The sequence below is a fragment of the Dyella sp. genome (assembly GCF_036384435.1).
Lineage (GTDB): Bacteria > Pseudomonadota > Gammaproteobacteria > Xanthomonadales > Rhodanobacteraceae > GSA-30.
The window spans coordinates 1-23010 of record NZ_DASVMI010000205.1; the positions used below are offsets into that span (position 1 = coordinate 1).

General features: G+C 61.5%; 19 protein-coding genes and 1 pseudogene. 12 read left to right on the forward strand and 8 right to left on the reverse strand.

The features are described 5' to 3' along the window. The 6 genes and pseudogenes from VF436_RS21540 to rpmH form a co-directional block, all read right to left on the reverse strand. The coding region (locus VF436_RS21540) for a DNA translocase FtsK 4TM domain-containing protein (protein WP_330906113.1) at positions 1 to 1462 on the reverse strand (1462 nt) is incomplete at its 3' end. Between the two features lie 97 nt (positions 1463 to 1559). Next, positions 1560 to 1706 (reverse strand): annotated as a pseudogene (locus VF436_RS21545) (transposase); the annotation flags it as partial. Positions 1707 to 1849: 143 nt separating this feature from the next. Continuing rightward, positions 1850 to 3193: a tRNA uridine-5-carboxymethylaminomethyl(34) synthesis GTPase MnmE gene (gene mnmE / locus VF436_RS21550; protein ID WP_330906114.1), complete on the reverse strand. Its 1344-nt coding sequence runs from the start codon at positions 3191 to 3193 to the stop codon at positions 1850 to 1852. A gap of 94 nt (positions 3194 to 3287) precedes the next feature. Beyond that, the gene (gene yidC, locus VF436_RS21555) at positions 3288 to 4973 is read right to left on the reverse strand and encodes a membrane protein insertase YidC (protein ID WP_330906115.1); all 1686 of its coding nucleotides are present in this window, start codon (positions 4971 to 4973) and stop codon (positions 3288 to 3290) included. Positions 4974 to 5031: 58 nt separating this feature from the next. Further along, complete coding sequence (gene rnpA, locus VF436_RS21560) at positions 5032 to 5412, reverse strand: ribonuclease P protein component (protein WP_330906116.1); 381 nt, start codon at positions 5410 to 5412, stop codon at positions 5032 to 5034. A 13-nt stretch (positions 5413 to 5425) separates the two neighbouring features. Beyond that, the gene (gene rpmH / locus VF436_RS21565) at positions 5426 to 5563 is read right to left on the reverse strand and encodes a 50S ribosomal protein L34 (RefSeq protein ID WP_038622724.1); all 138 of its coding nucleotides are present in this window, start codon (positions 5561 to 5563) and stop codon (positions 5426 to 5428) included. 202 nt (positions 5564 to 5765) lie between these two features. On the opposite strand from rpmH, the gene dnaA reads away from it, so the two are divergent. From dnaA to VF436_RS21615, 10 genes are all read left to right on the forward strand, one after another. Next, a complete protein-coding gene (gene dnaA, locus VF436_RS21570) occupies positions 5766 to 7118 on the forward strand; it encodes a chromosomal replication initiator protein DnaA (protein ID WP_330906117.1) in 1353 nt (450 codons plus the stop codon). A gap of 110 nt (positions 7119 to 7228) precedes the next feature. After that, entirely contained in the window at positions 7229 to 7360 is a 132-nt protein-coding gene (locus VF436_RS21575) for a hypothetical protein (protein ID WP_330906118.1), read from the forward strand. 13 nt (positions 7361 to 7373) lie between these two features. Beyond that, the gene (dnaN, locus tag VF436_RS21580; RefSeq protein WP_330906119.1) at positions 7374 to 8474 is read left to right on the forward strand and encodes a DNA polymerase III subunit beta; all 1101 of its coding nucleotides are present in this window, start codon (positions 7374 to 7376) and stop codon (positions 8472 to 8474) included. Positions 8475 to 8570: 96 nt separating this feature from the next. Then, positions 8571 to 9647 carry a DNA replication/repair protein RecF gene (gene recF, locus VF436_RS21585; RefSeq protein ID WP_330906120.1) on the forward strand — a complete coding sequence of 359 codons (1077 nt, stop codon included), beginning with the start codon at positions 8571 to 8573 and terminating at the stop codon, positions 9645 to 9647. A 77-nt stretch (positions 9648 to 9724) separates the two neighbouring features. Continuing rightward, positions 9725 to 12157, forward strand: coding sequence for a DNA topoisomerase (ATP-hydrolyzing) subunit B (gene gyrB / locus VF436_RS21590; protein WP_330906121.1), 2433 nt, complete (start codon positions 9725 to 9727; stop codon positions 12155 to 12157). A gap of 405 nt (positions 12158 to 12562) precedes the next feature. Beyond that, positions 12563 to 13849, forward strand: coding sequence for a tetratricopeptide repeat protein (locus tag VF436_RS21595; protein WP_330906122.1), 1287 nt, complete (start codon positions 12563 to 12565; stop codon positions 13847 to 13849). 206 nt (positions 13850 to 14055) lie between these two features. Beyond that, positions 14056 to 14715, forward strand: a complete 660-nt coding sequence (locus tag VF436_RS21600) for an energy transducer TonB (RefSeq protein ID WP_330906123.1) — start codon at positions 14056 to 14058, stop codon at positions 14713 to 14715. Positions 14716 to 14762: 47 nt separating this feature from the next. Beyond that, the gene (locus VF436_RS21605) at positions 14763 to 15512 is read left to right on the forward strand and encodes a MotA/TolQ/ExbB proton channel family protein (RefSeq protein ID WP_330906124.1); all 750 of its coding nucleotides are present in this window, start codon (positions 14763 to 14765) and stop codon (positions 15510 to 15512) included. Positions 15513 to 15523: 11 nt separating this feature from the next. Continuing rightward, positions 15524 to 15937 (forward strand): biopolymer transporter ExbD, encoded by a 414-nt coding sequence (locus VF436_RS21610; RefSeq protein ID WP_330906125.1) that lies wholly within the window; start codon positions 15524 to 15526, stop codon positions 15935 to 15937. A 6-nt stretch (positions 15938 to 15943) separates the two neighbouring features. Next, entirely contained in the window at positions 15944 to 16354 is a 411-nt protein-coding gene (locus VF436_RS21615; protein ID WP_330906126.1) for a biopolymer transporter ExbD, read from the forward strand. A gap of 244 nt (positions 16355 to 16598) precedes the next feature. On the opposite strand, the gene VF436_RS21620 is transcribed toward VF436_RS21615, so the two are convergent. Next, entirely contained in the window at positions 16599 to 17342 is a 744-nt protein-coding gene (locus tag VF436_RS21620; protein ID WP_330906127.1) for a pyridoxine 5'-phosphate synthase, read from the reverse strand. 59 nt (positions 17343 to 17401) lie between these two features. Further along, entirely contained in the window at positions 17402 to 18040 is a 639-nt protein-coding gene (locus VF436_RS21625; RefSeq protein WP_330906128.1) for a 4'-phosphopantetheinyl transferase family protein, read from the reverse strand. A gap of 98 nt (positions 18041 to 18138) precedes the next feature. Between VF436_RS21625 and VF436_RS21630 the strand changes: the two genes are divergently transcribed. Together VF436_RS21630 and VF436_RS21635 are read left to right on the forward strand one after the other, a co-directional pair. Then, entirely contained in the window at positions 18139 to 21600 is a 3462-nt protein-coding gene (locus VF436_RS21630; RefSeq protein WP_330906129.1) for a PAS domain-containing hybrid sensor histidine kinase/response regulator, read from the forward strand. A 210-nt stretch (positions 21601 to 21810) separates the two neighbouring features. Continuing rightward, positions 21811 to 22815 (forward strand): M35 family metallo-endopeptidase, encoded by a 1005-nt coding sequence (locus tag VF436_RS21635; RefSeq protein ID WP_330906130.1) that lies wholly within the window; start codon positions 21811 to 21813, stop codon positions 22813 to 22815. Positions 22816 to 23010 lie beyond the last annotated feature (195 nt).

Here is a 23010-nt window from a genome sequence, read left to right on the forward strand (position 1 = left end):
CCTTACCCATCGCCAACGTCAGCAGCGAATCGGAATCGCGGTATTCGGACGAATCGAGAATTTCCGACAGCGCGATCATCTGGCGCTGTTCGTTGGGCAACTCCAGGCCCATGCAGGTCTTGCCCGGAATGGTTTCGACCACGCGGATCGACGTACGACCCAGGCCACGCGCCAGATCCTTCATCAAGGCAACGATCTGGTTGCCACGCACGCCAACGGCCGGTTCCACTTCGAAGCGGGTGATCACCGGTCCGGCCGATGCGCCCACCACGGTGACCGGTACCTTGAACTCACGCAGGCGTTGTTCGATCAATTCGCCAGTCTCGGCCAGTTGTGCATCGTCGATGGCTGCCTGCTCATGGCGTGATGCGGCCAGCAATGCCAGCCCAGGCAGATGCGCGGGGGCACGCACGCGGAGCGCCGGGACAGCAAGCGCCCCGGCTTCCATCCGAGGCGAGGGCACCAATCGCGCGACCGGCGCCGCCACCGGCTCAACTGCGCTGGAAACCTGTTCAAGCTCGTCATTGGCGGCGTAGCCACGCGAGCGTGGACGAGCGGTATGCACCGTGGTGGTGGCGTGGGCGGGTGCGGGCTCGAACGGCGCATCCTCGCCGGGCGCTTCGTTCTCCGGTTCGGGTGCCGAATCAGGCACGAGTTCGGGCAGGATCTCGATCGGCCGTATCGGCGCGGGCGTCGGCGCCGCAACCTGCGGCGCGTCATCGGCGAACACCCGCTCTTCGCGCCGCGTGAAGGCCTGGGCCGCCGCAACGATCGCCCCGGTCGACACCGCCGGGGCGCGCAGGCGCGGTTCCCGGCGCATCTGGATGCCGCCGGCGCCCGTGCTCGTTGGCTGCGCACTTCGGGGCAACCGCCAGGGTTGGTCGATGACCTTATCGGAAGGCGCGGAGGCACGCGCCTCGAAGCTGGGCGACACCTCTTCCGTGGAAACCGCAGGCTTGGGCATGGCCGCCGGACGTGCTCGCGCCGGGGCTTGCGCTCGGCGCACCGCACCGCGGCGGGCGCGCGGCTTGCGACCCGTGGCACGCGCCACCATCCGCTGCACCAGGGCAATGACCGCTTCGCCCAGCGGCTCGATCATGTCAGTCGCACGCGCCAGCGCGTCTCGCCAGCCCATGCCCAGATACCAGGGCAGGGCAACGGCAAGAACCACCAGCATCAACAACGCCGTGACCACGTGGCCGAACAGCCCGGCCAGCGCGTCGGCCAGCGCATGGCACACCACACCGCCCACGGGCGCCCCGGCGGTCGCCATGTCGATGAGCGCCCCTTCCAGCGTGGCGCTCGCCAGCAACACCAGCAACACGCCCAGCCAGAAGCGAATCGCGCCCTGGCCACCCATCGCGGGCTTCTCCCGACGAAACAGCGGGCGTAGCAAGCGCCAGAACGGACGGATCAGCCACAGCGTGGACAACCCAAAACCGCCAAAAAGGAAAGAGAACATGCCTGGCTCAGTTCGAGACTATCGAGCAAACCCAATATGTTAGCCGCTGTTCGTCAGGCGCGATAGCGAAACTGTGGATAAGTATCGCAAAGCCTTAAGGACGGCTCATGCCGCCGGAGTTGCTGCGCCATAGGTAATAGGAGGCCTCACTGAAGCCGTGCTTGCGGCACAGCTCCTTGATCAGCAGGCCGGCGTCCGCCTCACGCAGGAAGCCGATGATCTGTTCTTCGGTAAAAACTCTTCTTCACGTCCAATCTCCTTCAGTGGGGGATTGGACTCCAAACGGCCGCGCTACTCAAAACCGGGGGGACGTCGGACAAAAATTCCTTTATTTACGCGGCTTAATGCCATATCAACAGACCTTAGTGGATGTTCGTGGGCTCCACCTCACTTCCCAATACAAAACGACCCAAAGATCGCCCCAAGCAGATCATCACTGGAATAGGTTCCGGTGATCTCGCCGAGGAACTGCTGTGCCTGCCGGAGTTCCTCGGCCGCCAGTTCGCCGGCTCGGCGGGTATCGAGTAGATGCGCGGTGCGCTCCAGGTGCACGTTCACCTGTTCCAGCGCCACGACATGGCGGCGACGCGCGCTGAAGGCGCCTTCGCCGCCGCTGGCGCCGGCTAGGTGCTTGAGTCGTTCGCGCAGTGCTTCGAGGCCTGCGCCGGTCCTGGCCGATAGCCAGAGCCATGCCGCATCCACGCGCTGTTCAATGTGTTCGGCCGTATCGACCAAGTCGATCTTGTTGACCAGCACCAATCTTTCGACGGTGTCCGGCACGGCATCGAGCAAATGGAGATCGGTGTCGGCATGCTGCATGTCGGTGACCAGCAGCACGACGTCGGCGCGTTCGATTTCGCCACGGGCGCGGCGTACACCTTCGCGTTCTACCGGGTCGTCGGTGTCGCGCAGGCCAGCGGTGTCGACCAGTTCCAGGGCAATACCGTCGAACTGCACGCTCTCGCGCAGAACGTCGCGCGTGGTGCCGGCGATGTCGGTGACGATGGCGCGGTCGCTGCCGGAAAGTGCGTTGAGCAGGCTGGATTTGCCTGCGTTGGGGCGTCCGACGATGGCCACGCGCAAGCCGTCGTTCAAGCGCAGACCACGACGGGCTTCGCGTAGCAGCTCAGTCAGTCCGCTGCGCAGCTCATGCAATTGCGCGGCAATGGCCGGGTCGGCGAGGAAGTCGATTTCCTCTTCGGGAAAATCGATCGCCGCTTCGATATGCACGCGCAGGGCGATCAAGGCGTGCAACAGCTCATCGACCTTGCGCGAGAACACGCCTTCCATCGATTGCATGGCCGCCCGCGCGCCGGCCTGCGAGCGCGCGGCAATCAGGTCGGCGACCGCTTCAGCCTGGGCAAGGTCCAGCTTGCCGTTGAGGAACGCACGTTCGGTGAATTCGCCAGGCCGCGCCAGGCGCGCCCCAAGTGTGCACAGGTGCCGGAGCAGGGCGTCGAGCAGCACCGGACTGCCATGCCCCTGCAACTCCAGCACATGTTCGCCGGTGTATGACGCAGGGGCCGGAAAGTGCAGCAGCAATCCGCGATCGATCAATTCGCCATCGGCGTCGCGCCATGCGCTCATGTGCGCGTGGCGCGGCGTGGGCTCGCGTCCGAGCAAGGCTTTCGCCATCGCCGGTACGCCCGGACCCGACACACGCACCACACCCACGCCGGCGGCACCCGGCGCGGAAGCGATCGCAACGATGGTATCGGCAAAGTCAGTCATGGAACGCATGGTAGCGATTTGGAACCGCTGCCGGGATGGGGTCGTTGTAGCTCTGGAAACTGGCAAGAAAAAGGCCGCTTTCGCGGCCTTTTCATCAGCTCGTCTTCGTCTTCAAATCCGCTCGTTCAACTTGGCGGGTAATGAAATACTGCTGGCCGAGGCTGACCAGGCCGTTGGTGACCCAGTAGAGCACCAGGCCGGCCGGGAAGAAGAAAAACAGCACGCCGAACATCACCGGCATGATCTTCATCATGCGCGCCTGGGCCGGATCCATGCCGGCAGCGGGCGGGGTGAGCCATTGCGTGGCCAGCATCACCAGTATGTACAGCACCGGCAGCACGTAGACCGGATCGGGCGCGGACAGGTCGTGGATCCAGCCGACGAACGGCGCCTGGCGCAGCTCCACGCTCTCCATGATCACGCGATACAGACCGAAGAAGATAGGCATGGTCACCAGCACCGGCAGGCAGCCGGTCATCGGGTTGACCTTCTCCTTCTTGTACAGCTCCATCATGGCCTGCTGCATCTTGACCTTGTCGTCGCCGTAGCGCTCCTTGAGCGCGGCGATGCGCGGCTGCAACTTGCGCATCTTCGCCCCGGAGCGGAACTGCGTAGCGGTCAACTTCCACAGTGCGGCCTTGATCAGCAGCACCAGCACGATGATGGCAAGACCCCAGTTGCCCACCACGGCATGCAGCTTGGACAGCAGCCAGTGCAGCGGCTGCGCCACGGCGGTCAGCCAACCGTAGTTGGTGGATAGTTCCAGGCCCGGCGCGACCGCATCGAGCGTACCTTGCAGTTTCGGGCCGACGAACAGGCGCGCCGACGCCGTGGCGTTCTGACCCGGCGCCACGCTCATCGACGGGCTCAGCGCGCGGATCAGGTAGATCGGCGTCGCCGTGTTGGGGTTGTTGACGCTGGTGGAGAACACCGTCGACTCGTTCGCCGGCGGAATCCACGCGACGAAGAAGTAATGCTGGAGCATTTCGATCCAGCCGCCGGTCACTGGACGGTTGAGCGGCTTCTTGACGAAATCGGCGAAGCCCAGGCTGTCGAATTTGTCCTGTGGGCTATACCAGCCGGCACCGAAGAAGCTGTGCGAGGACGGATCGCTGAAGCTCTGGAACCAGCCCTTGGTCGCTGCCGGGGCGAGGCGCTGCAGCTGCTCGTAGGCGTTGCCCGTCCAGGTGGCGCTGCCGCCGTTGTCGACACGCTGGGCCAGATCGATGACGTAGGAACCACGGGTGAGCGTGAAGCTCTTGGTGACCTTGATGCCGTCGTTGCCAGTCCAGGTCAGGTCGACCTTTACCTGGTTCTGGCCTTCGGTCAGTGTGTAGCTGTCCTGCGCGGCATCGAACACGGCGCGATGGTCGGGCGCGTTGCCCTGCGTGCTGACCAGGCCACTCTGCGCGGCGAAGAAGTGCGACGGATCGTCATCGAGCAGGCGCGCCGGGGCGGGAGCAGGGTTGTTCTTGGTGCGCGGCTCGGACGGATAAGCCAGCAACTCCGAACGCACGATGCTGCCGCCGCGGGTGTCGATGGTCAGGCGCAGTACGTCATTGGTGACGGTGATCAGGTGCGCGGGCTTGCCGCTGGTGGTGGCGCCATCGGCGGAGGGAATCGTGCCGGCGGCACCGCTTGCGCCGGGAACGCTCGCGTCGCTGGTCGTGGCAGCCGGGGGCGGCGGCGGTTGCGGGCCATAATCCTTCTGCCAGTCCGACCACAGGACATAACCAATGGCCAACAGGGCGAAGAGGAGAAACGTGCGCGTCTGATTCATCGCGGAGCGGTTCCGGGGTGGGGCGCTGCGGCACTCGGGCCGAGCAGGTAGAAAGAGGTCAACGGACCATTGTGCCGGCCGAATCGCCCAGCTTCAACGGCTTGAGTCGGGCCCACAGGGCATCCATGTCGGCCAGCAGTTCACGGCCAGGCACGTCGACGGCGTGGTCGCGCGCGACGATGAGGATGTCGATCGAAGGCAGTTCATGGCGGATGCGACGAAATGACTCGCGCACCAGGCGTTTGAGACGGTTGCGATCGACCGCGCGCTTGGACACGCGCTTGGAGATAGCCAGGCCAAGCCGTGGTTGATCCAGGCCATTGGCCCGGTAGCGCGCAGCAAAACAGCGGCTGCTTGCGCGGCCGCTGTTCTGACGTAACGCTGCAAAGTCACTGGCGCGGCGGAGCCGCGCCTCGCGCGGCAGACCGGCGGCGCTCATGCGCGAGAACCGCTTACGGGATCAGGCGCTTGCGACCCTTGGCGCGACGTGCATTGAGCACCTTGCGGCCATCGGCCGTGGCCATGCGGGCACGGAAACCGTGCGTGCGGGCGCGCTTGAGCTTGCTGGGCTGGAAGGTCCGCTTTGACATGGCCCTCTCCTTAAGGTGTGTGGATAAAAAGGTTGGAAATTATGCCCGGCATTTCGCGGGCTTGTCAAATGCCCCACAATGCAAACCATCGGAAGCCTGTGGATATCCATGTGGATATCCTGCGACTTGCGCACCTCCGGTGCTGCTAGACTTCCCGGTCCATCCTGCGCGTAAGCGCCCCTTCCGTGGTTGAAGAAGATTCATGAGTGACTTGTGGCGGCGCTGTCTGGAGCGCCTTGAGGGCGAATTGAGCGCCGAGGACCTGCACACGTGGCTGATGCCGCTACAGGCTCGTGACGACGCGTCCGGATTGCAGCTTTTCGCACCCAATCCATACACGCTCGATACGGTGCGCGAGCGCTACCTGCCGCGAATCAAGGCCATGCTGACCCAGTTGACCGGGCATGAGCTGGAAGTGCGCCTGGAGGTGGGTTCCAGCTCGCCGCGCACGCCGGCCAAGCCGGCAAGTTCTCCGTCCACTGCTGCACGTCCGGCGCCAGCGCCAACCGAGGCAGCCGCGCCGGCGCCTGTATTCCATCACAACCTGGACCCGCATTACACGTTCGAGACCTTCGTGGAAGGCAAGTCGAACCAGTTGGGCAAGGCAGCGGCCATGCAGGTGGTGATGAATCCGGGGCGCGCGTACAACCCGCTGCTGCTGTACGGGGGCACCGGCCTTGGCAAGACGCACCTGATGCACGCGGCCGGTAACCTGATGCGTGAGCACAACCCCAATTGCAAGGTGCTGTACCTGCGCTCGGAGCAGTTCGTCGGTTCGATGATCGAGGCCCTGCGCACCAAGAGCATGGACGAATTCAAGCGGCGCTTCCGTTCGGTGGATGCGCTATTGATCGACGACATCCAGTTTTTCGCAGGCAAGGACACCACCCAGGAAGAGTTCTTCCACACGTTCAACGCGCTGTTCGAATCCAAGCAGCAGATCATCCTGACCTGCGATCGTTACCCCAAGGAAGTCGATAAGCTCGAGCCGCGTCTGAAGTCGCGCCTGGGCTGGGGTCTGTCGGTGGCGATCGAGCCACCAGACTTCGAGACCCGGGCGGCGATCCTGCTGGCCAAGGCCCAGGAGAAGAACGTGGCGGTGAGCGAAGACGTGGCCATGCTGTTGGCCAAGCGCATCCGCTCGAACGTGCGTGACCTTGAGGGCGCGCTCAACACGCTCGCCGCGCGCGCCAACTTCTATGGTCGTCCGATCACCACCGACTTTGCCGAAGAGACACTGCGCGATCTGCTGGCCACGCATGCGCAAGCGGTGACGGTGCCCAACATCCAGAAGATGGTGGCCGATTACTACCAGGTGCGCTTGCAGGACCTGTTGTCCAAGCGGCGCGTCCGTTCGCTGGCACGTCCCCGGCAGATCGCCATGGCGCTCTCCAAGGAGTTGACTGAGCACAGCCTGCCGGAGATCGGCGATGCGTTCGGCGGCCGCGATCACACCACAGTGCTCCATGCCTGCCGCACGATTCGCAAGCTGTGCGAGACGGATGCCCGGATGCGGCAGGATTGGGATCAGCTGATTCGGATCGTCACCGGTTGATCGAAAAACGGGCGATTGTTGAATAAGCGCTTGATAACCCCAGGGGCAAGCTGTGGATAATAGGTGGACGAAATCGGTGCCTGAAGTTATCCACAAGGAGCCCACAAAGAATGGACGCATCAGAGCACACCCTTGATCCCATTCAAGCTTTTGATTTTGAAGAAGAATTCGGTCTTTTCAAGTTATCCACCGCCTCTACTTCCACCACTATTTTTCTTTTAAAAACAGAACAGCAGGTATAGGGGAAGCACCCACATGCAATTCAGCATCCAACGAGAAGCTCTGCTCAAGCCCTTGCAACAAGTCGTAGGCGTCGTTGAACGCCGGCAGACCTTGCCCGTTCTAGCCAACCTGCTGGTTCGCGTCGCCGATGGAAAGGTGTTCTTCACCGGTACCGATCTTGAAGTGGAGATGATTGCGGCCTCGGCGGCGGACAAGCTGACCGACGGCGAGATCACAATTCCAGCGCGCAAATTGTTCGATATCGTTCGCGCGCTTCCTGACGGTGCGAACATCGACGTCAAACTCAACGGTGATCGCATTGCGCTGAATGCAGGGCGCAGCCGCTTCACGCTTGCCACGCTTCCGGCGACTGAGTTTCCGACGATTGATGAAATCGAGTTGGTCGAACGCGTCAGTCTTCCCGAGGAAGTGCTCCGGGATTTGATGGAACACACGGCGTTTGCCATGGCAAACCAGGACGTGCGTTATTACCTCAACGGCATGCTGCTGGATTTGCAGGAGCACACGCTGCGTTGCGTGGCTACTGATGGTCATCGCCTGGCATTGAAGGAAACCCAGCTTGAAAGCTCGGTTTCCGCGCGTCGCCAGATCATCATTCCGCGTAAAGGCGTCAACGAGCTGGTCGGTTTGTTCGAAACCGGCGACGGCGAGGTGGAGCTGGAATTCGGCCGCAACCATTTGCGCGTGCGCCGAGGTGATGTTGTATTCACCTCGAAGCTGATCGATGGACGCTTCCCGGATTACGAGGCCGTCATTCCGCTCGGTGCGGACAAGAAAGCCGTTCTGGATCGCGAAGTGCTGCGCAGCGCGCTGCAGCGTGCAGCTATTCTGTCTAACGAAAAATACCGCGGCGTAAAGTTGGAACTGTCGCCGGGTAAGCTTCGTATCGTTGCCCACAATCCGGAGCAGGAAGAAGCCGTAGAGGAACTCGAGGCCGATACGCAGGTTTCTGATCTGGCGGTTGGTTTCAACGTGGGCTACTTGCTTGATGCGCTGTCGGCATTGAACGGTGACAAAGCACGCTTGAACTTGCGAGATGCGCAATCCAGCTGCCTCGTGCAGGAAGATGAAAACGATCAGACGCGGCACGTCATCATGCCGTTGCGTCTGTGACCGGAAGCATTCCATGAAAGCAGGGCAGATCTTTTGCCCAGGGCGCCGGGGTTGTCGAAAGACGCCCCGGCGTTCTGTTATGGGGTTTTCCTTCTGATGCGTTTCGATCAGCTACGCATCCAAGGATTGCGGTGTCTCACCGATGTGACGTTGGATCTTGACGCGGGTATCAACGTGTTTGTCGGTGATAACGGAGCAGGGAAGACCAGTGTGCTTGAGGCTGCCTTTTTGCTGTCTCATGCGCGTTCGTTTAGGACATCGGCCAGGGAAGCGCTTACGCAGCGGGGTACGGCCGCATTTTCTGTCTACGCAGAGCTGATGCGTGGTGACGCTCGATTGTCTCGCTTGGGATTGGGGCGTGCTGGAAATCGTTGGGAGGCGCGCGTCGATGGCCAATCCGCTGCGCTGGGTCAACTGGTTCGTGATTGCGCAGTAGTCTGTTTCGAGCCGGGCTCGCATGCTTTGATCGCAGGCGCGGCGGACGAGCGTCGTAGATATCTCGATTGGGGCGTGTTCCACGTGGAACAATCCTTCATGCCGGCTTGGCGCCGTTATCAACGCGCGCTCAAACAAAGGAACAGCCTGCTTCGCAGTGAGAACCCCTCTGAGGGGCTCCTGTTGCCTTGGGAAGCCGAGCTCGCGCAATCGGGCGCCCTTATTGACCAGCAGCGCCAAGCGTATCTGGGCCTTCTCAAGCCCAAGCTGGCTGAAGAGGCGTCGGCGCTGCTCCCGGAGCTGGGTACGCTCGAACTTAAGTACAAGCGCGGCTGGCCGGACGACCGGGATCTCGGCGAACAGCTGAGTATTTCTCGGGCACGCGACATCAGTCGTGGCCACACAACGGCAGGTGTTCATCGGGCGGACTGGTCCCTTGCGTTTGAAGGAGCGCCGCTCAGGGAGCATCTGTCTCGCGGGCAGGAAAAGCTCACTGCCTTATCCTGCATGCTTGCGCAAGCCGCGGTTTATGCGGATCGCTGCGGCGAGTGGCCCATCGTCGCATTGGATGATTTGGCTTCTGAGCTGGATGAAGCTCATCAACGCCTCGTCGTAGAGCGACTGGCGGGGGCGGGGGCGCAAATCCTGGTGACAGGTACCGACGTTCCGGGAGCACTGCGCGACGCCAAGGTCATTGTGTTCCACGTGGAACAGGGTGTCGTCAAACCCCTGCTATAATTCGACAATTGTGCCCTATCCGGCTCTCCTGGCGCCGTTCCGGATAGGGTTAAGGGCGCCAGGATCACGGGCAGGGCATGAGCGACATTACCGACGACAACTCATACGACTCAAGCAACATCAAGGTCCTTAAAGGCCTGGAAGCGGTGCGTAAGCGCCCCGGTATGTACATCGGCGACACCGACGACGGTACCGGCCTCCACCACATGGTGTTCGAAGTTGTCGACAACGCCATCGACGAAGCTCTCGCCGGTCACTGCGACCATGTCATCGTGACCATTCATGAGGACGGCTCGGTGAGCGTGTCCGATAACGGCCGCGGTATTCCTGTCGACATCCATCCGGAAGAGGGCAGGTCGACTGCGGAAGTAGTCATGACCGTGCTCCATGCCGGCGGCAAATTCGACGCGAACTCCTACAAGGTCTCCGGTGGCCTGCACGGCGTCGGCGTATCGGTTGTCAACGCCCTCAGCAAGCATCTCTGGTTGACGATCTACCGCAACGGAGAGGAACACCAGCAGGAATACTCGCTGGGTGAGCCGATGTATCCGCTGAAAAGCGTAGGTCCGGCAAGCAGGCGCGGTACAACGGTTCGCTTCCTGCCAAGCACCGAAACCTTCTCAAACATCGAATTCCATTACGAGATTCTCGCCAAACGCCTGCGCGAACTGGCATTCCTCAATTCGGGCGTCACCATCGAATTGAAGGATGAGCGTGGCCCGGAACCGCGGCATGACGTGTTTGCGTATGAAGGCGGTATCCGCTCGTTCGTCCAGCACTTGGCGCAGCTGAAAACGGCCCTGCATCCGAACGTAATCAGCCTCGTGGCACAGCAGGACGGTGTCAGCGTGGAACTGGCGATGCAGTGGACCGACTCCTATCAGGAGACGATGTTCTGCTTCACCAACAACATTCCCCAGCGCGATGGCGGTACCCATCTAACGGGCTTCCGCGCGGCTTTGACCCGTTCGTTGACGACGTACATCGAAAAGGAAGGCATTGCCAAGAACGCCAAGGTGGCATTTTCCGGCGATGACATGCGCGAAGGTCTGATCGCCGTCCTTTCGGTCAAGGTATCGGACCCGAAGTTCTCCTCGCAGACCAAGGACAAGCTGGTGTCGTCCGAGGTCAAGACGGCGGTGGAGCAGGCGGTCAACGAAAAGCTCGGCGAATTTCTGCTGGAGCATCCCAGCGAAGCCCGCGCCATCGCCTCCAAGGTCGTGGACGCAGCGCGTGCGCGTGAGGCTGCCCGCAAGGCGCGCGAGATGACCCGTCGCAAGGGCGCGCTGGATATCGCCGGCCTGCCGGGCAAGCTGGCCGACTGTCAGGAAAAGGATCCTGCACTATGCGAACTGTTCCTGGTCGAGGGTGACTCGGCAGGCGGTTCGGCCAAGCAGGGCCGCAATCGCAAGACCCAGGCCGTATTGCCCCTGAAGGGCAAGATCCTCAACGTCGAAAAGGCACGCTTCGACAAGATGCTTTCCTCGGCGGAAGTCGGCACCCTGATCACCGCGCTGGGTACGGGCATCGGCAAGGAGGAGTACAACCCGGATAAGCTGCGCTACCACCGCATCGTCATCATGACCGACGCGGATGTCGACGGCTCGCATATCCGTACCTTGCTGCTGACGTTCTTCTATCGCCAAATGCCGGAGTTGATCCAGCGCGGCCATGTCTACATCGGTCTGCCACCGCTCTACAAGCTCAAGCAAGGCAAGCAGGAGCTGTACCTCAAGGACGATGCCGCACTGAATCAGTACCTGATTTCCAGCGCCGTGGATAACGCCGAACTGCAATTTGACCCGAATGCACCGGCCATCCAGGGTGAAGCACTGGAAAGATTGCTGCGTGACTACCAGCTTGCCCTCGATCAGGTCGAGCGTCTGGGCCATCGTTTCGACGCGAACCTGCTCAATGCGATGATCGAGCACACCGCGCTCGAACCGAAGATCTGGGAAGATCCCGCCGCTATGCAGGCCTGGATGGATGGCCTGGCCAAGCGTCTGGCCGCCAGCGGCCTGGGCAAGCCGCGCTATCGCCTGGTGCTGCGTGAAGCCGAGGGTGAGCAATCGGCATCCCTGGAAGTCGTACGTGAGCAACACGGTCTGAGCCACACCTGGCTGTTGCCGCAATCGTTCTTCGCCAGCGCCGAGTTCCGGCCGATCTTGCATGTCAGCCAGCAGCTGGCCGGCATGCTGCAAGCCGATGCCGTGGTGCGCCGGGGCAGTGGTTCTCGCGGCATCCTCAGCTTCGCCGATGCGCGCACATGGCTGTTGGACGAAGCCAAGAAGGGTCGTACGATCCAGCGCTTCAAGGGCCTTGGTGAAATGAATCCCGAGCAATTGTGGGAAACCACGGTCAACCCGGAAACACGTCGCATGCTTCAGGTGGGAGTGGAAGATGCTTTCGCTGCCGACCAGATGTTCTCGATGCTGATGGGAGAGGCCGTGGAACCGCGTCGCGACTTCATCGAAGCCAACGCGCTGAAGGTTTCCAATCTCGATATCTGATCAGGTTGCAGCGCATGAGCCGTCCTGCCTTCGCGGGCAGGGCGGCTTTTGTTTGCGTGGATCTGTGCGCCGTCGAGAGAGCTCGATCGCCGTTAGCCCATGTGTTAATGCATTAACATGCGAATACACATGGGGCCATTCAAGTGCACGCGAGCCCGGCCGATAATTTGCATCGATCCACACCGTGGCTGCGTCACGACGCGCCAGACCGGATAGGATGAGACAACGCACCATGCTAGAAGTGCGACGAAAATTGCATGCATACGCCGGCGTATATTCCAACTAATTGATATTTAACAACCTTTGCTGCGGCGGTGCGACTTGTCCTAAGCGTCGCATCAGGTTACGCTCAGTGATCCCCCGCACAGTAATGTGCGAAAAACCTTTTGCGAGAGGCATCCATCGATGAAGCATGTTCCCGTGATCAAGTTGCTGGCTGGCGCCATCATTGCCCTTTGCGTGGCAAGCAGCCCGGTGATCGCGAAGGACAGCTCCAAGGACAAGAAGGAAGCCCAGTATCCGAACGCCACGCGCGCCGAGCCCAAGCTCGACCTGACCAGCGAGAAGGATCAGAAAGCGCTCAACGACGGCCTGGATGCAGTCAACAGCCAGGACAAGGCCAAGGCCGAACAGATTCTCCAGCCGATCGTCGATTCCAGCAAAAGCAAATATGCCCAGGCACTGGCACTGCAAGGCCTGGCCAACGTTCACTACAACGATGGTGACATCAAGGGCGCTATCGACCTGCTGAAGCGTTCGCTCGACAACGGCGTGCTGCCGAACGACACCTATTTCCAGTTGCAGTACATGCTTGCCCAGTTCTATCTGGCCGACGAGCAGTACCAGCAGAGCATCGACACGGTCGAGAAGTGGCGCGCGGACGGCAAGAAGGAAACCGCCGAATCGTATGCACTCGAAGGCAATGCCTACTACCGCCTCGAGAAGTACCAGCAGGCCATCGACGCCATCAAGAAAGCCGAGTCGATGACCGACAAGCCGAGCGATAGCTGGAACCAGATCCTGATGGCCAGCTATGCCGAATCCGGTCAGAGCGATCAGGCAGCACAGCTGGCGCAGAAGCAGCTTGATGCCAATCCGAACGACACCACCGCGGTCAATAACGCCGTTGCTGTATTAATGCAGGCGCAGAAATACCCGCAGGCCATCGACCTGATGGAAAAGCAGCGTGCCTCGGGCAACCTCAAAGACGAAAAGAGCTACGTCAATCTCGCCAAGCTTTACCTGGTCACCGGTCAGGAAGGTAGCGACCCGAAGGGCAATGCGGTCAAGGCGGCCGCCGTGCTCAACGAGGGTATGAGCAAGGGCGTGGTGACTTCCTCGTACGACAATTACAAACTGCTGGGCGATGCCAATCTGGTCGCCGAGAATGACCAAGCCGCCATCGAGGCCTACAAGAAGGCTATCCCGATGGCCAAGGACGGCGAAGCCTCCGTCCGTGCCGGTCAGCTCCTGCTGCAGGAAAACAAGTTCAGCGAGGCCAAGAGCCTCATCCAGCAAGGCATCGACAAGGGCGTGCAGAAAAAGGGCACGGCCTACATGTTGCTGGCAGAGGCCGAACGCGGCCTCAAGAACAAGCCTGGCGCTGTTGCCGCCATGCAGAAAGCCGCCCAGGATCCCGACACGGCGGCCAAAGCGAAGGCTTGGCTGAAGCAGGCAGGAGCCAGCAAGTAAACACGGATTTTTGTGAGCTAATGCCGCGGTTTTGTGTACGTTAGGACCGCGTTCAGGGTGCTATACAAACGTCATGTGCTGTTGTACCGTTGGATACTTTCCTTGTACGTGTCTAGTGGCAAATGTCATATCCCGCCGGGGGTCTGAATTTGCTGCCGGGTGCTGCGACCACGTCATTCCGAATGACCCGCTCCAGAAAATGACAGATGGCCTCAAGTAACGAAACAACCGGCCAAGGGCCGTTCAATTGGAGGCGTACCTGGGCGTTGGCTGTAGCCATCGCACTGCATGCGTTCGCTTTCCTGCTGCTGGTGGCGCCCATGGCACCGCCCAAGTCGGCAGAGAAGAAAGTGGAGCGTACGGTCCAGGTAAACTTCATCGAACCCCCGCCGCCGCCGCCGCCACCGCCGCCGCCGCCGCCGGAACCGCCCAAGCAGCCGCCGCCGAAAATCATTCAGCAGGTCAAGCCGCCGCCGACACCGCCGCCGCCGGCACCGCCGCCGGCTGTGGAAGAAGCGACGACCAATCCGATTCCTGCGCCGCCGCCGGCACCGCCCGCTCCGCCGGCACCGCCGTCGGAAGTCGCTGCTAGCTCGGATCTCAGCTATAACAGCCGTAACCCGCCCAAGTATCCGCCGCAGGCTATTCGCCAGCGTCACGAGGGCACGGTCACGCTGATGATCCTGGTTGGTGTCGATGGCTCGCCCAAAGACATCAAGGTCGAAAAGTCGTCGGGCTTCCGCGAACTCGACCAGGCTGCGATCGAAACGGCACGCAAGTGGCGCTTCAATCCGACCAAACGAAATGGACAGGCTGTTGAGGGTTACGCGCGCGTTCCCATCAACTTCAATCTTAACCAGCTGTAATTCCAGTTACAGTCACAGTTCACGCTTGACTTTCCAAGGGTAGCGTTATGTTCTTCCAGCAAAGCTCAAATCCCGCCGGTGGCGGCACCTCCAACGCCGAAGCCATGAAGTCGATGGGCTTCGACCATCTCATCCACAACTTCGATCCGCTTGGCTGGATCGTGTTCATCGTGCTGGTGGTGATGTCGTTCTCTTCCTGGTACTTCATCATTGCCAACGCGATCCGCAATGGCATGGTTCGCAGCCGCGCGGACCGCGTCATCAATGGTTTCTGGAGCAACGGCTCCACCCAGGATGCCATCCGCGAGCTGGAAGCCCAGCCCAAGGGCGAACCCTTCTCCAAGATCGCCCTGGACGCCGCCTCCGCGGTGGCCCACCACCAGCAGGCTGCTGCTGGCGGCGGTCGTCTGGCCGAGTCGCTGAGCCGTTCGGAATTCATCGATCGCGCCCTGCGCCAGGCCGTGGCTCGCGAGAGCCTGCGTCTGGAAGGCGGCCTGACCCTGCTGGCTACAGTCGGTTCGTCGGCACCGTTCATCGGTCTGCTTGGTACGGTGTGGGGTATCTACCACGCGCTGATCAAGATCTCCGCGTCGGGCAATGCGTCGATGGAAGCGGTGGCAGGTCCCGTGGGTGAAGCTCTGATCATGACCGCCTTCGGTCTGTTCACCGCGATCCCGGCCGTGCTCGCCTACAACTTCTTCAACCGCTCGAACCGTCTGACCTACGCTCAGTTCGACGAGTTCGCGCACGACCTGCACGACTTCTTCGCGACCGGCGCCCGCGTCGAGCAGAAGTGAGGGATTGACCCATGGCGATGAGCACCGGAGACAATTCCGGCGGCCCGATGTCGGAGATCAACGTCACGCCCCTCGTGGACGTGATGTTGGTGCTGCTGATCATCTTCATGATCACGGCCCCGCTGATGTCTCATCGGATCACCGTTCCACTGCCTACCGCTAACCCGAAGGTCGTGGACAACGAGCAAGTCGAGCCTATGGATCTGGCGATCAAGCCCGACGGGACGATGTATCTCAACGATGCAGAAGTCACCGAGGCCGAGCTGAAGCTTCAGTTTGCGACTGCGGCGGCAAAGACGCCGCAGCCGGAGCTGCAGCTGCGCGCGGACAAGACGACGGAGTATAAGATCGTGAAGAAGGTCCTTAGCGATGCCAAGGACGCAGGCATGGTCCATGTCGGTTTCATCACTACCGGCAAGGAGTAAGCAGTCATGGCATTTAGTAGCGGTAACTCCAAAGGGCCGATGGCTGACATCAACGTCACGCCGCTGGTCGACGTGATGCTGGTGCTGTTGATCATCTTCATGATCACGGCACCGATGCTGACGCACAAAGTGAAGATCGATCTGCCCCAGCCGAGTCCGAATCCTGTCCAAGACAATCCACAGGATCCCATTCGGCTAAAGATCGACCGGAGTGGCGCGTTGTACTGGAACGACGCGGCGGTAGACGAAGATACGCTCAAGGCCCAGATGTCCTCGATCGGTTCCAAACCGGTCGCGGCGCAGCCCGAATTGCAGATCAACGCCGACGACTCCGTGGCGTACGAAGCCGTGGCTCGCGTGCTATCTGACGCGAAGAGCTACGGCCTGACCAAGATCGGGTTCACCGAAGGTCAGTAAACGTTCGAATCAAGCAGTGCTACCCAAAACCCCTGCCTCGCGCAGGGGTTTTTTTTGTCGTTGTGCTGTGACTGAGTCGTTCCTGGCCTGCGTTGGGGAGCGGCGTTAACCCAGGGTCATTGTTTGCTGGCCAATGCAAGGGCGTTCCAGCCTGATGATGAATATGCGACAAAGCAACAACCTGCGGCGCCGCCGCAGGTTGACTCACGACCGAAGTCGCTCCTGTGCGTCTAGCGCTCTGCGATTACGCGAGAATTTTCAGGTACTGCTTCACGGTGCGCGTCAATCCTTCATACAGGGCTTCGGCCATCAGTGCATGGCCGATGGATACTTCAGCCAAGCCGGGAATGGCGGCCTTGAAGGTACCCAGGTTGACCTGGCTCAGATCGTGCCCGGCATTGACCGCCAACCCGGCCTGCTGCGCGCGCCGCGCGGTTTCGGCGCAGAGCTCAAGTTGCTCGTGCACGCGGCCGGCCTCGAACGCCTGCGCGTAAGGTCCGGTGTAGATCTCCACCCGGTCCACGCCGATCGCGCATGCTCGCTCGAACTGCGTGGTGCCCGCATCGACGAAGAGGCTCACGCGACAACCGATCTCTCTTAACTGGCCGACCAGGGGCGCCAGACGTTCGATGTCGCGTTCCATGTCGAAGCCGTGATCGGAGGTGATCTGGCCGTCACCGTCGGGCACCAGCGTCACCTGGGTCGGTCGCACCTCGCGCGCCAGGGCAATCAGGCCGGGGTAACCGCCACGTGCCGGTGCAAACGGATTCCCTTCGATGTTGTATTCCACGCGCCCACGGATCGCGGCAGCGAGCGTGCGCACATCATCGGGGCGAATATGTCGCTGGTCCGGTCTGGGATGCACAGTGATGCCGCCACAACCGGCTTCGATACAGGTCACCGCAGCTTGTACGACATCCGGTTCGGCGCCGCCGCGCGAATTGCGCAATACGGCGATCTTGTTGACGTTGACGCTTAGCAGGGTCATGGAGCCTTCGCTGTCCAGCCGATGGAACTCGGCACCGGGGACCGAGAACAGTGCGCTTTTCAATCGCCTGCGGCAAGTGTCAGGTTTCGCACCGATAAGCCAGGCCCACGCCAGGCCACGGACGCGGCGATGTCGCCATCACTCGTCAGCCGCCGCAACTGCCAGGCGCTGGCGTCATCGCCGTCGAGCCATTGCAGCCCTGGCTCGCCATGGGACATGCCGATACGCAGCCGATCCAGTCCGAACGCCAGCCCTCGCCCGAGCGCCTTGAGCACGGCCTCCTTGGCTGTCCACAGCTGCAGGAATCCATGCGCCACGGCGTCAGGAGCCAGTCGCTCCAGCCATGCGGTCTCATCGGCGCAGAAATACCGGCGAGCAATCTCCAACGCACGGGGGCGCGGCCGTAGCCGTTCCACATCCACACCCGGCTGCACGTCCAGCGCCACGGCCAGCAATGCCGTATCCATGCTGTGCGACCAGTTGAAGCGCAGGCGGTGACCTGTTTCAAGCTCGGGCCGTCCGTGTTCGGACTCGACCAGACGAACCATGCCCTCCTCACACCCCAGGTAGACGGCAAGCATTGCCAGCAACGGTTCACGGCCACGGTGGCGCGCATGGGGCATGCGCCAGACATGCAACTCGTCAGGACCTAGTTGCTCTGCTAATTTCGATACCGTCTGGCCGTCCGTCGTCTGCATCGACGCATGGTGCCGGCCAAGGGGTCATCGGCACAAGCGGTCCGCGACGACCATTCTTTCCGGCCAGGAAGGCTCCACGCCATGCATGGGATATCGATGTGATTGCAGGCTGGCTGCTGCTATTTGTTTCGCTGCTCTATCTGGGGCTACTGTTCGTGATCGCCTATGTGGGCGACCGTCGTCCGCTGTATCCGCGTCAACCACGCCTGCGCCCGATCGTCTACAGCCTCTCCCTGGCGGTCTATTGCTCGTCCTGGACGTTCTACGGTGCGGTGGGTACCGCTGCGCGCGATGGCCTGAGCTACCTGCCCATCTATCTTGGCCCGATCATCCTGTTCGTGTTCGGCTATGGTCTGATGCGGCGTCTCGTGCTTGTCTCCAAGCAGCGCAATATCACCTCCATCGCCGACTTCATCGGCGCACGATTCGGCAAATCGCATGGCTTGAGCGCGCTGGTCGCGGTCATCGCCATGATCGCGATCGTGCCGTACCTGGCATTGCAATTCAAAGCGGTGTCGATGTCGTTTGCCGTGCTCGGCTCGCCCGACGTACCTGCGTTCGGCGACAGTGGGCTATGGGCAGCCATCCTGCTGGCCGTATTCGCCATCCTCTTCGGCACGCGCACCATCGATGCGACCGAACATCACCACGGCATGATGCTGGCCATTGCCGTCGAATCGCTGATCAAGCTGCTGGCGTTCGTGGCCCTTGCCGTCTATGCAACCTGGCATGGTCCGGGCATCGCACAGACCATCCATCTTCCCGTGAAACAGCTCGCCGATGGCATGACGCCCGGCTTCTTCGCCAAGACATTGCTCGCCTTCTGCGCCATGTTCTGCCTGCCGCGCCAGTTTCAGATCGGCGTGGTCGAATGTGAGGATCCACGCGACCTGCAACGTGCACGGTGGATGCTGCCCTTGTACATGGCGATCATCAGTATCTGCGTGGTACCGATCGTGGCTGCCGGCCTGCACCTGCCGGCGGTGCGCGAGGGTTTGGCCGATGCCTGGGTGCTTAATCTGCCGCTGGTGCACGGCGACCGCGGCGTTGCGCTGCTGGCGTTCGTCGGCGGCTTCTCGGCCGCAACCGGCATGGTCATCGTTGCGTCGGTTGCGTTGTCGACCATGATTAGCAATGACCTGGTCATGCCGGCCCTGTTGCGCGTGCGACGCCTGCATCTCGATCAACGCACCGATCTGTCGCAATTGGTGCTGCTGGTACGGCGCTTCGCGATCGTCGGGCTGGCGGGCCTGGCCTATGCCTATCATCGTACCGTGGACGACTCGGCGTCGCTGGCGGCCACCGGCTTGCTTGCCTTTGCGGCCGTGGCTCAGTTTGCGCCAGGTATCGTGTCGGCACTGTACTGGCGTGGCGCAAGCCGGCGTGGCGTGGTGACAGGCCTGTTGGTGGGCTTCGCCACCTGGGCCTACACGCTGCTGTTTCCGGCCATGGATCGCAACGCCGCATGGTTGCAAACCGGACCGCTGGGATTGAACTGGTTGCGCCCGCAGGCGCTGTTTCACCTCAGCGGTTGGGACCCGATCATGCACGGCACGTTCTGGTCGCTGCTGGCGAACATTGCCTGTCTGGTATTCGTTTCGCTCAGATTCCGGCCCAGTCTGGAGGAGCGTCTGCACGCCGCCATGTTCGTGGTGCCCTATCCAGCTGGCACGAGCGGTGCGGGTAACTGGCGCGGGCGTGTCTCGGTCCGTGACCTGCGCACCATGGCCGAACGCATCGTCGGCGATCGCAGTGCTGATCGCGCCTTCCAGGAATATGGCGAACGTCTGGGTCGTCCGCTGCTGGGTGCCGAAGCGGCGGATCGCCCCTTGATCCAGTACACCGAGCGCCTGCTCGCCTCTGCCGTCGGCGCCGCAAGCGCGCGACGTATCCTGATGGGTGCGCTATCGGGCTCGGGCCTGGACATTGCCGAAGCGATGGCGTTGATGGACGAGGCCTCGCAGGAGCTACGTTTCAACCGCGAGTTGCTGTCCACCACGCTGGAAAACGTATCGCAGGGCATCAGCGTGGTCGACGCGCACATGTGCCTGGTGGCATGGAACCGGCGCTACCTGGAATTGTTCGACTACCCGGACGGCATGGTCTACGTCGGCGTGCCCGTTGCCGACCTGATCCGCTGGAACGCCGAGCATGGCGAGTGCGGGCCCGGCGAAGTCGAGGAGCACGTGGCCAAGCGCATCGGCTTCATGCGAGCTGGCTCTCCACACCTGTTCCAGCGCATTCGCCCGGATGGCACCGTGATCGAAATGCGCGGCCGCGCCCTGCCCGGTGGCGGATACGTCACCACGTACACGGATGTCACAGCCTACAAGCACGCCGAGCAGGCCCTGATCGAGTCCAACGAGAACCTTGAGCAACGTGTCGAGCAACGCACCGCTGAGTTGCGCGAAGCACTGGAAGCGACCGCTAACGCGCGTCGCGATGCCGAGGCGGCCAACGCATCCAAGACACGCTTCCTCGCGGCGGCCAGCCACGATCTGCTGCAACCACTCAATGCCGCGCGCCTGTTCACCGCCGCCCTGCGCCAGCAACCGGGCCTGGATACGCAGGCTACGCAGCTGGCCGAGCGCATCGACGCGTCATTTCGCGCGGCCGAAGACTTGCTCGACGCATTGCTCGATACCTCGCGCCTGGATGTCGGCAGCTACCGTCCCGACGTCGGCCAGTTCGCGCTTGCCGATATCTTTGACTCGCTGCGCGCACAATTTGCCGTGGTAGCCGAGCAGCGCGGCCTGCGTCTGCGCGTCGTGCCGACACGGCTGGGTGTGCATAGCGATCCCCAGTTGCTACGCCGCATTTTGCAGAACTTTATCTCGAACGCGCTACGCTACACGGAAAGTGGCGGCGTATTGCTTGGCGCGCGCCGCGTCGGTAGCGACGTACGCATCGAAGTCTGCGATACCGGTCCGGGTATTGCCGCCGAACAGCAGGCACGCATATTCGGTGAGTTCCAACGACTCGACCGCCCTTCTCCCTGGGGGGAGAAAGGCCTGGGACTTGGCTTATCGATCTGCGAACGTATCGCGGGCATCCTGGGCCATCGACTGGATCTGGCCTCACGCATCGGCCATGGCAGCCGTTTCTCCGTCCAGTTGCCGCGTACCGATAGGCCCGTTGCCCCCAGGCGTGCCACGCAGCAGGTCATCTCGACGGAGGAACTACCCTTGACCGTGTTGTGCCTGGACAACGACATGGCCATCCTCGATGGCATGCGCGCCCTGCTACAGCGCTGGGGCGTGGATTGCCGCACCGCAGTGGATGCCGAGCGCGCCTTGGAAGAACTTCGTGGATCGCATATCGACTTGATCCTCGCCGACTATCACCTGACCGACGACATGGATGGATTACAAGCGATCGCGTATTTACGCGAGAGCCTCACACATATGCCACCCATTGCGATGATCACCGCCGATGGCAGTACGGAACTGAAACAACGCACGCGTGAATTGGGGTATCCCCTGTTACACAAGCCGATCCGCCCCGCTGCGCTGCGCGCATTGCTCAGTGCATTGGCGCGAAAGCGCACGCCGCCCCCGTAATCGGCTCGGGCATGGCCCCGCGTGATATGCAGTTTCACGCACTCTCCAGCGCCATTGGATGGCCTCACCGACCGCGTTCTTTCCGACGACATGGCGCACGATTACATACCACGCCCTCTTAAGACCGCCGTCACGACCAGGAGATATCGCCTGATTATGGAGCACTCGGAAGCGACAGCATCATGAATTCTCCCTGTAAAAGGATATTTCATGAAGAAGATGACGTTCTCCCTATGCGCGGCGATGCTTCCGATGAGCGTGGCCTATGCCGGTAACATCGACATACAGCTCTTGGCGGATACTTCAACGCAGTCACAAGCGACAGTCACCGTCACGGCTACCAATCATGGCGATACTGAGGAACGTATTTCGCGCTGGGATCTTCCTTTCGAGTTTGATGGAAGTCTCGCCGCCCCTTTGTTGGAAGTCACTCATGATGGCAAGCCGGTCAATTACATCGGCAAGCTGATAAAGCGTGCGCCGATCGATGAAGGTGACACGATTGCCCTGGCGCCAGGCCAGATGATCGCGATGAAGATCCACGTGGCGCGGGCCTATGACCTCACAGCAGGTGGCCGGTTCGAAGTGCGTTATAAGACGGACATGAACGGATCTGGGCGCAAGCTGCGTGCTGATAACACGATCACAATCGATGTGGTTCCGAGCACGCCCAAACTGGCAGCATTCAACCGTGTGGCGGCGGGCGATACGCAGTTCCGCGGATGCTCGGCATCGCAGGGTCAAGCCATCCGGGGAGCCAGGCAAGCAGCTACCCAGATGATCAACGGAGCGAGTTGGGCCATGTCTGGATCGGTGGCTGGCAACCGATACACGTACTGGTTTGGAAATCACGACGACCAACGCCACGCAACGGTAAAAAGCAACATCAACGAGATCAAGGCAGCAGTCGACAACGCGGGAATCACCGTCGACTGTAGCTGCACAGAGAGCGGGGTATTTGCTTATGTCTATCCCAATCAACCCTACGACGTCTACGTGTGTCCGGCCTTCTGGTCGGCCAACAATACGGGAACGGATTCGCGTGGTGGCACGCTGATCCATGAGCTCAGTCACTTCACCGCCGTTGCTGGAACCGATGATCACGCCTACGGACAATGGGCGGCGCGCCAGCTGGCACAGCAGAACCCGGCATTTGCCATAGCCAACGCGGACAACTACGAGTACTTCTCGGAAAACTCACCTGACCGCGATTGAAGCAAGGGAAGGGCCGCACAAGGCAGGAACGAGCCCGGCGCATGATGCCGGGCCCGTTGTTCTCGGGCTGGAATTCGATATCAGGTTGTCAGTAAATAGTGCACGTCACGCTGTTGCCAAGCGCGCTGCAACTGTAGTGTGTTCTGCCAGGCGGGATCTGGCTCATGTCGACGTGGAAGCGATGGAGCTGGGAGC

What these genes read in the sequence shown, in the direction of transcription:
- VF436_RS21595 (WP_330906122.1), top strand. Translation starts at nt 12,563, where the DNA reads ATGAAGCATGTTCCCGTGATCAAGTTGCTGGCTGGCGCCATCATTGCC.
- gyrB (WP_330906121.1), top strand. Translation starts at nt 9,725, where the DNA reads ATGAGCGACATTACCGACGACAACTCATACGACTCAAGCAACATCAAG.
- VF436_RS21600 (WP_330906123.1), top strand. Translation starts at nt 14,056, where the DNA reads ATGGCCTCAAGTAACGAAACAACCGGCCAAGGGCCGTTCAATTGGAGG.
- VF436_RS21615 (WP_330906126.1), top strand. Translation starts at nt 15,944, where the DNA reads ATGGCATTTAGTAGCGGTAACTCCAAAGGGCCGATGGCTGACATCAAC.
- dnaN (WP_330906119.1), top strand. Translation starts at nt 7,374, where the DNA reads ATGCAATTCAGCATCCAACGAGAAGCTCTGCTCAAGCCCTTGCAACAA.
- VF436_RS21620 (WP_330906127.1), bottom strand. Translation starts at nt 17,342, where the DNA reads ATGACCCTGCTAAGCGTCAACGTCAACAAGATCGCCGTATTGCGCAAT.
- rpmH (WP_038622724.1), bottom strand. Translation starts at nt 5,563, where the DNA reads ATGTCAAAGCGGACCTTCCAGCCCAGCAAGCTCAAGCGCGCCCGCACG.
- yidC (WP_330906115.1), bottom strand. Translation starts at nt 4,973, where the DNA reads ATGAATCAGACGCGCACGTTTCTCCTCTTCGCCCTGTTGGCCATTGGT.
- VF436_RS21575 (WP_330906118.1), top strand. Translation starts at nt 7,229, where the DNA reads ATGGACGCATCAGAGCACACCCTTGATCCCATTCAAGCTTTTGATTTT.
- dnaA (WP_330906117.1), top strand. Translation starts at nt 5,766, where the DNA reads ATGAGTGACTTGTGGCGGCGCTGTCTGGAGCGCCTTGAGGGCGAATTG.
- VF436_RS21610 (WP_330906125.1), top strand. Translation starts at nt 15,524, where the DNA reads ATGGCGATGAGCACCGGAGACAATTCCGGCGGCCCGATGTCGGAGATC.
- VF436_RS21605 (WP_330906124.1), top strand. Translation starts at nt 14,763, where the DNA reads ATGTTCTTCCAGCAAAGCTCAAATCCCGCCGGTGGCGGCACCTCCAAC.
- rnpA (WP_330906116.1), bottom strand. Translation starts at nt 5,412, where the DNA reads ATGAGCGCCGCCGGTCTGCCGCGCGAGGCGCGGCTCCGCCGCGCCAGT.
- VF436_RS21625 (WP_330906128.1), bottom strand. Translation starts at nt 18,040, where the DNA reads ATGCAGACGACGGACGGCCAGACGGTATCGAAATTAGCAGAGCAACTA.
- mnmE (WP_330906114.1), bottom strand. Translation starts at nt 3,193, where the DNA reads ATGACTGACTTTGCCGATACCATCGTTGCGATCGCTTCCGCGCCGGGT.
- VF436_RS21635 (WP_330906130.1), top strand. Translation starts at nt 21,811, where the DNA reads ATGAAGAAGATGACGTTCTCCCTATGCGCGGCGATGCTTCCGATGAGC.
- recF (WP_330906120.1), top strand. Translation starts at nt 8,571, where the DNA reads ATGCGTTTCGATCAGCTACGCATCCAAGGATTGCGGTGTCTCACCGAT.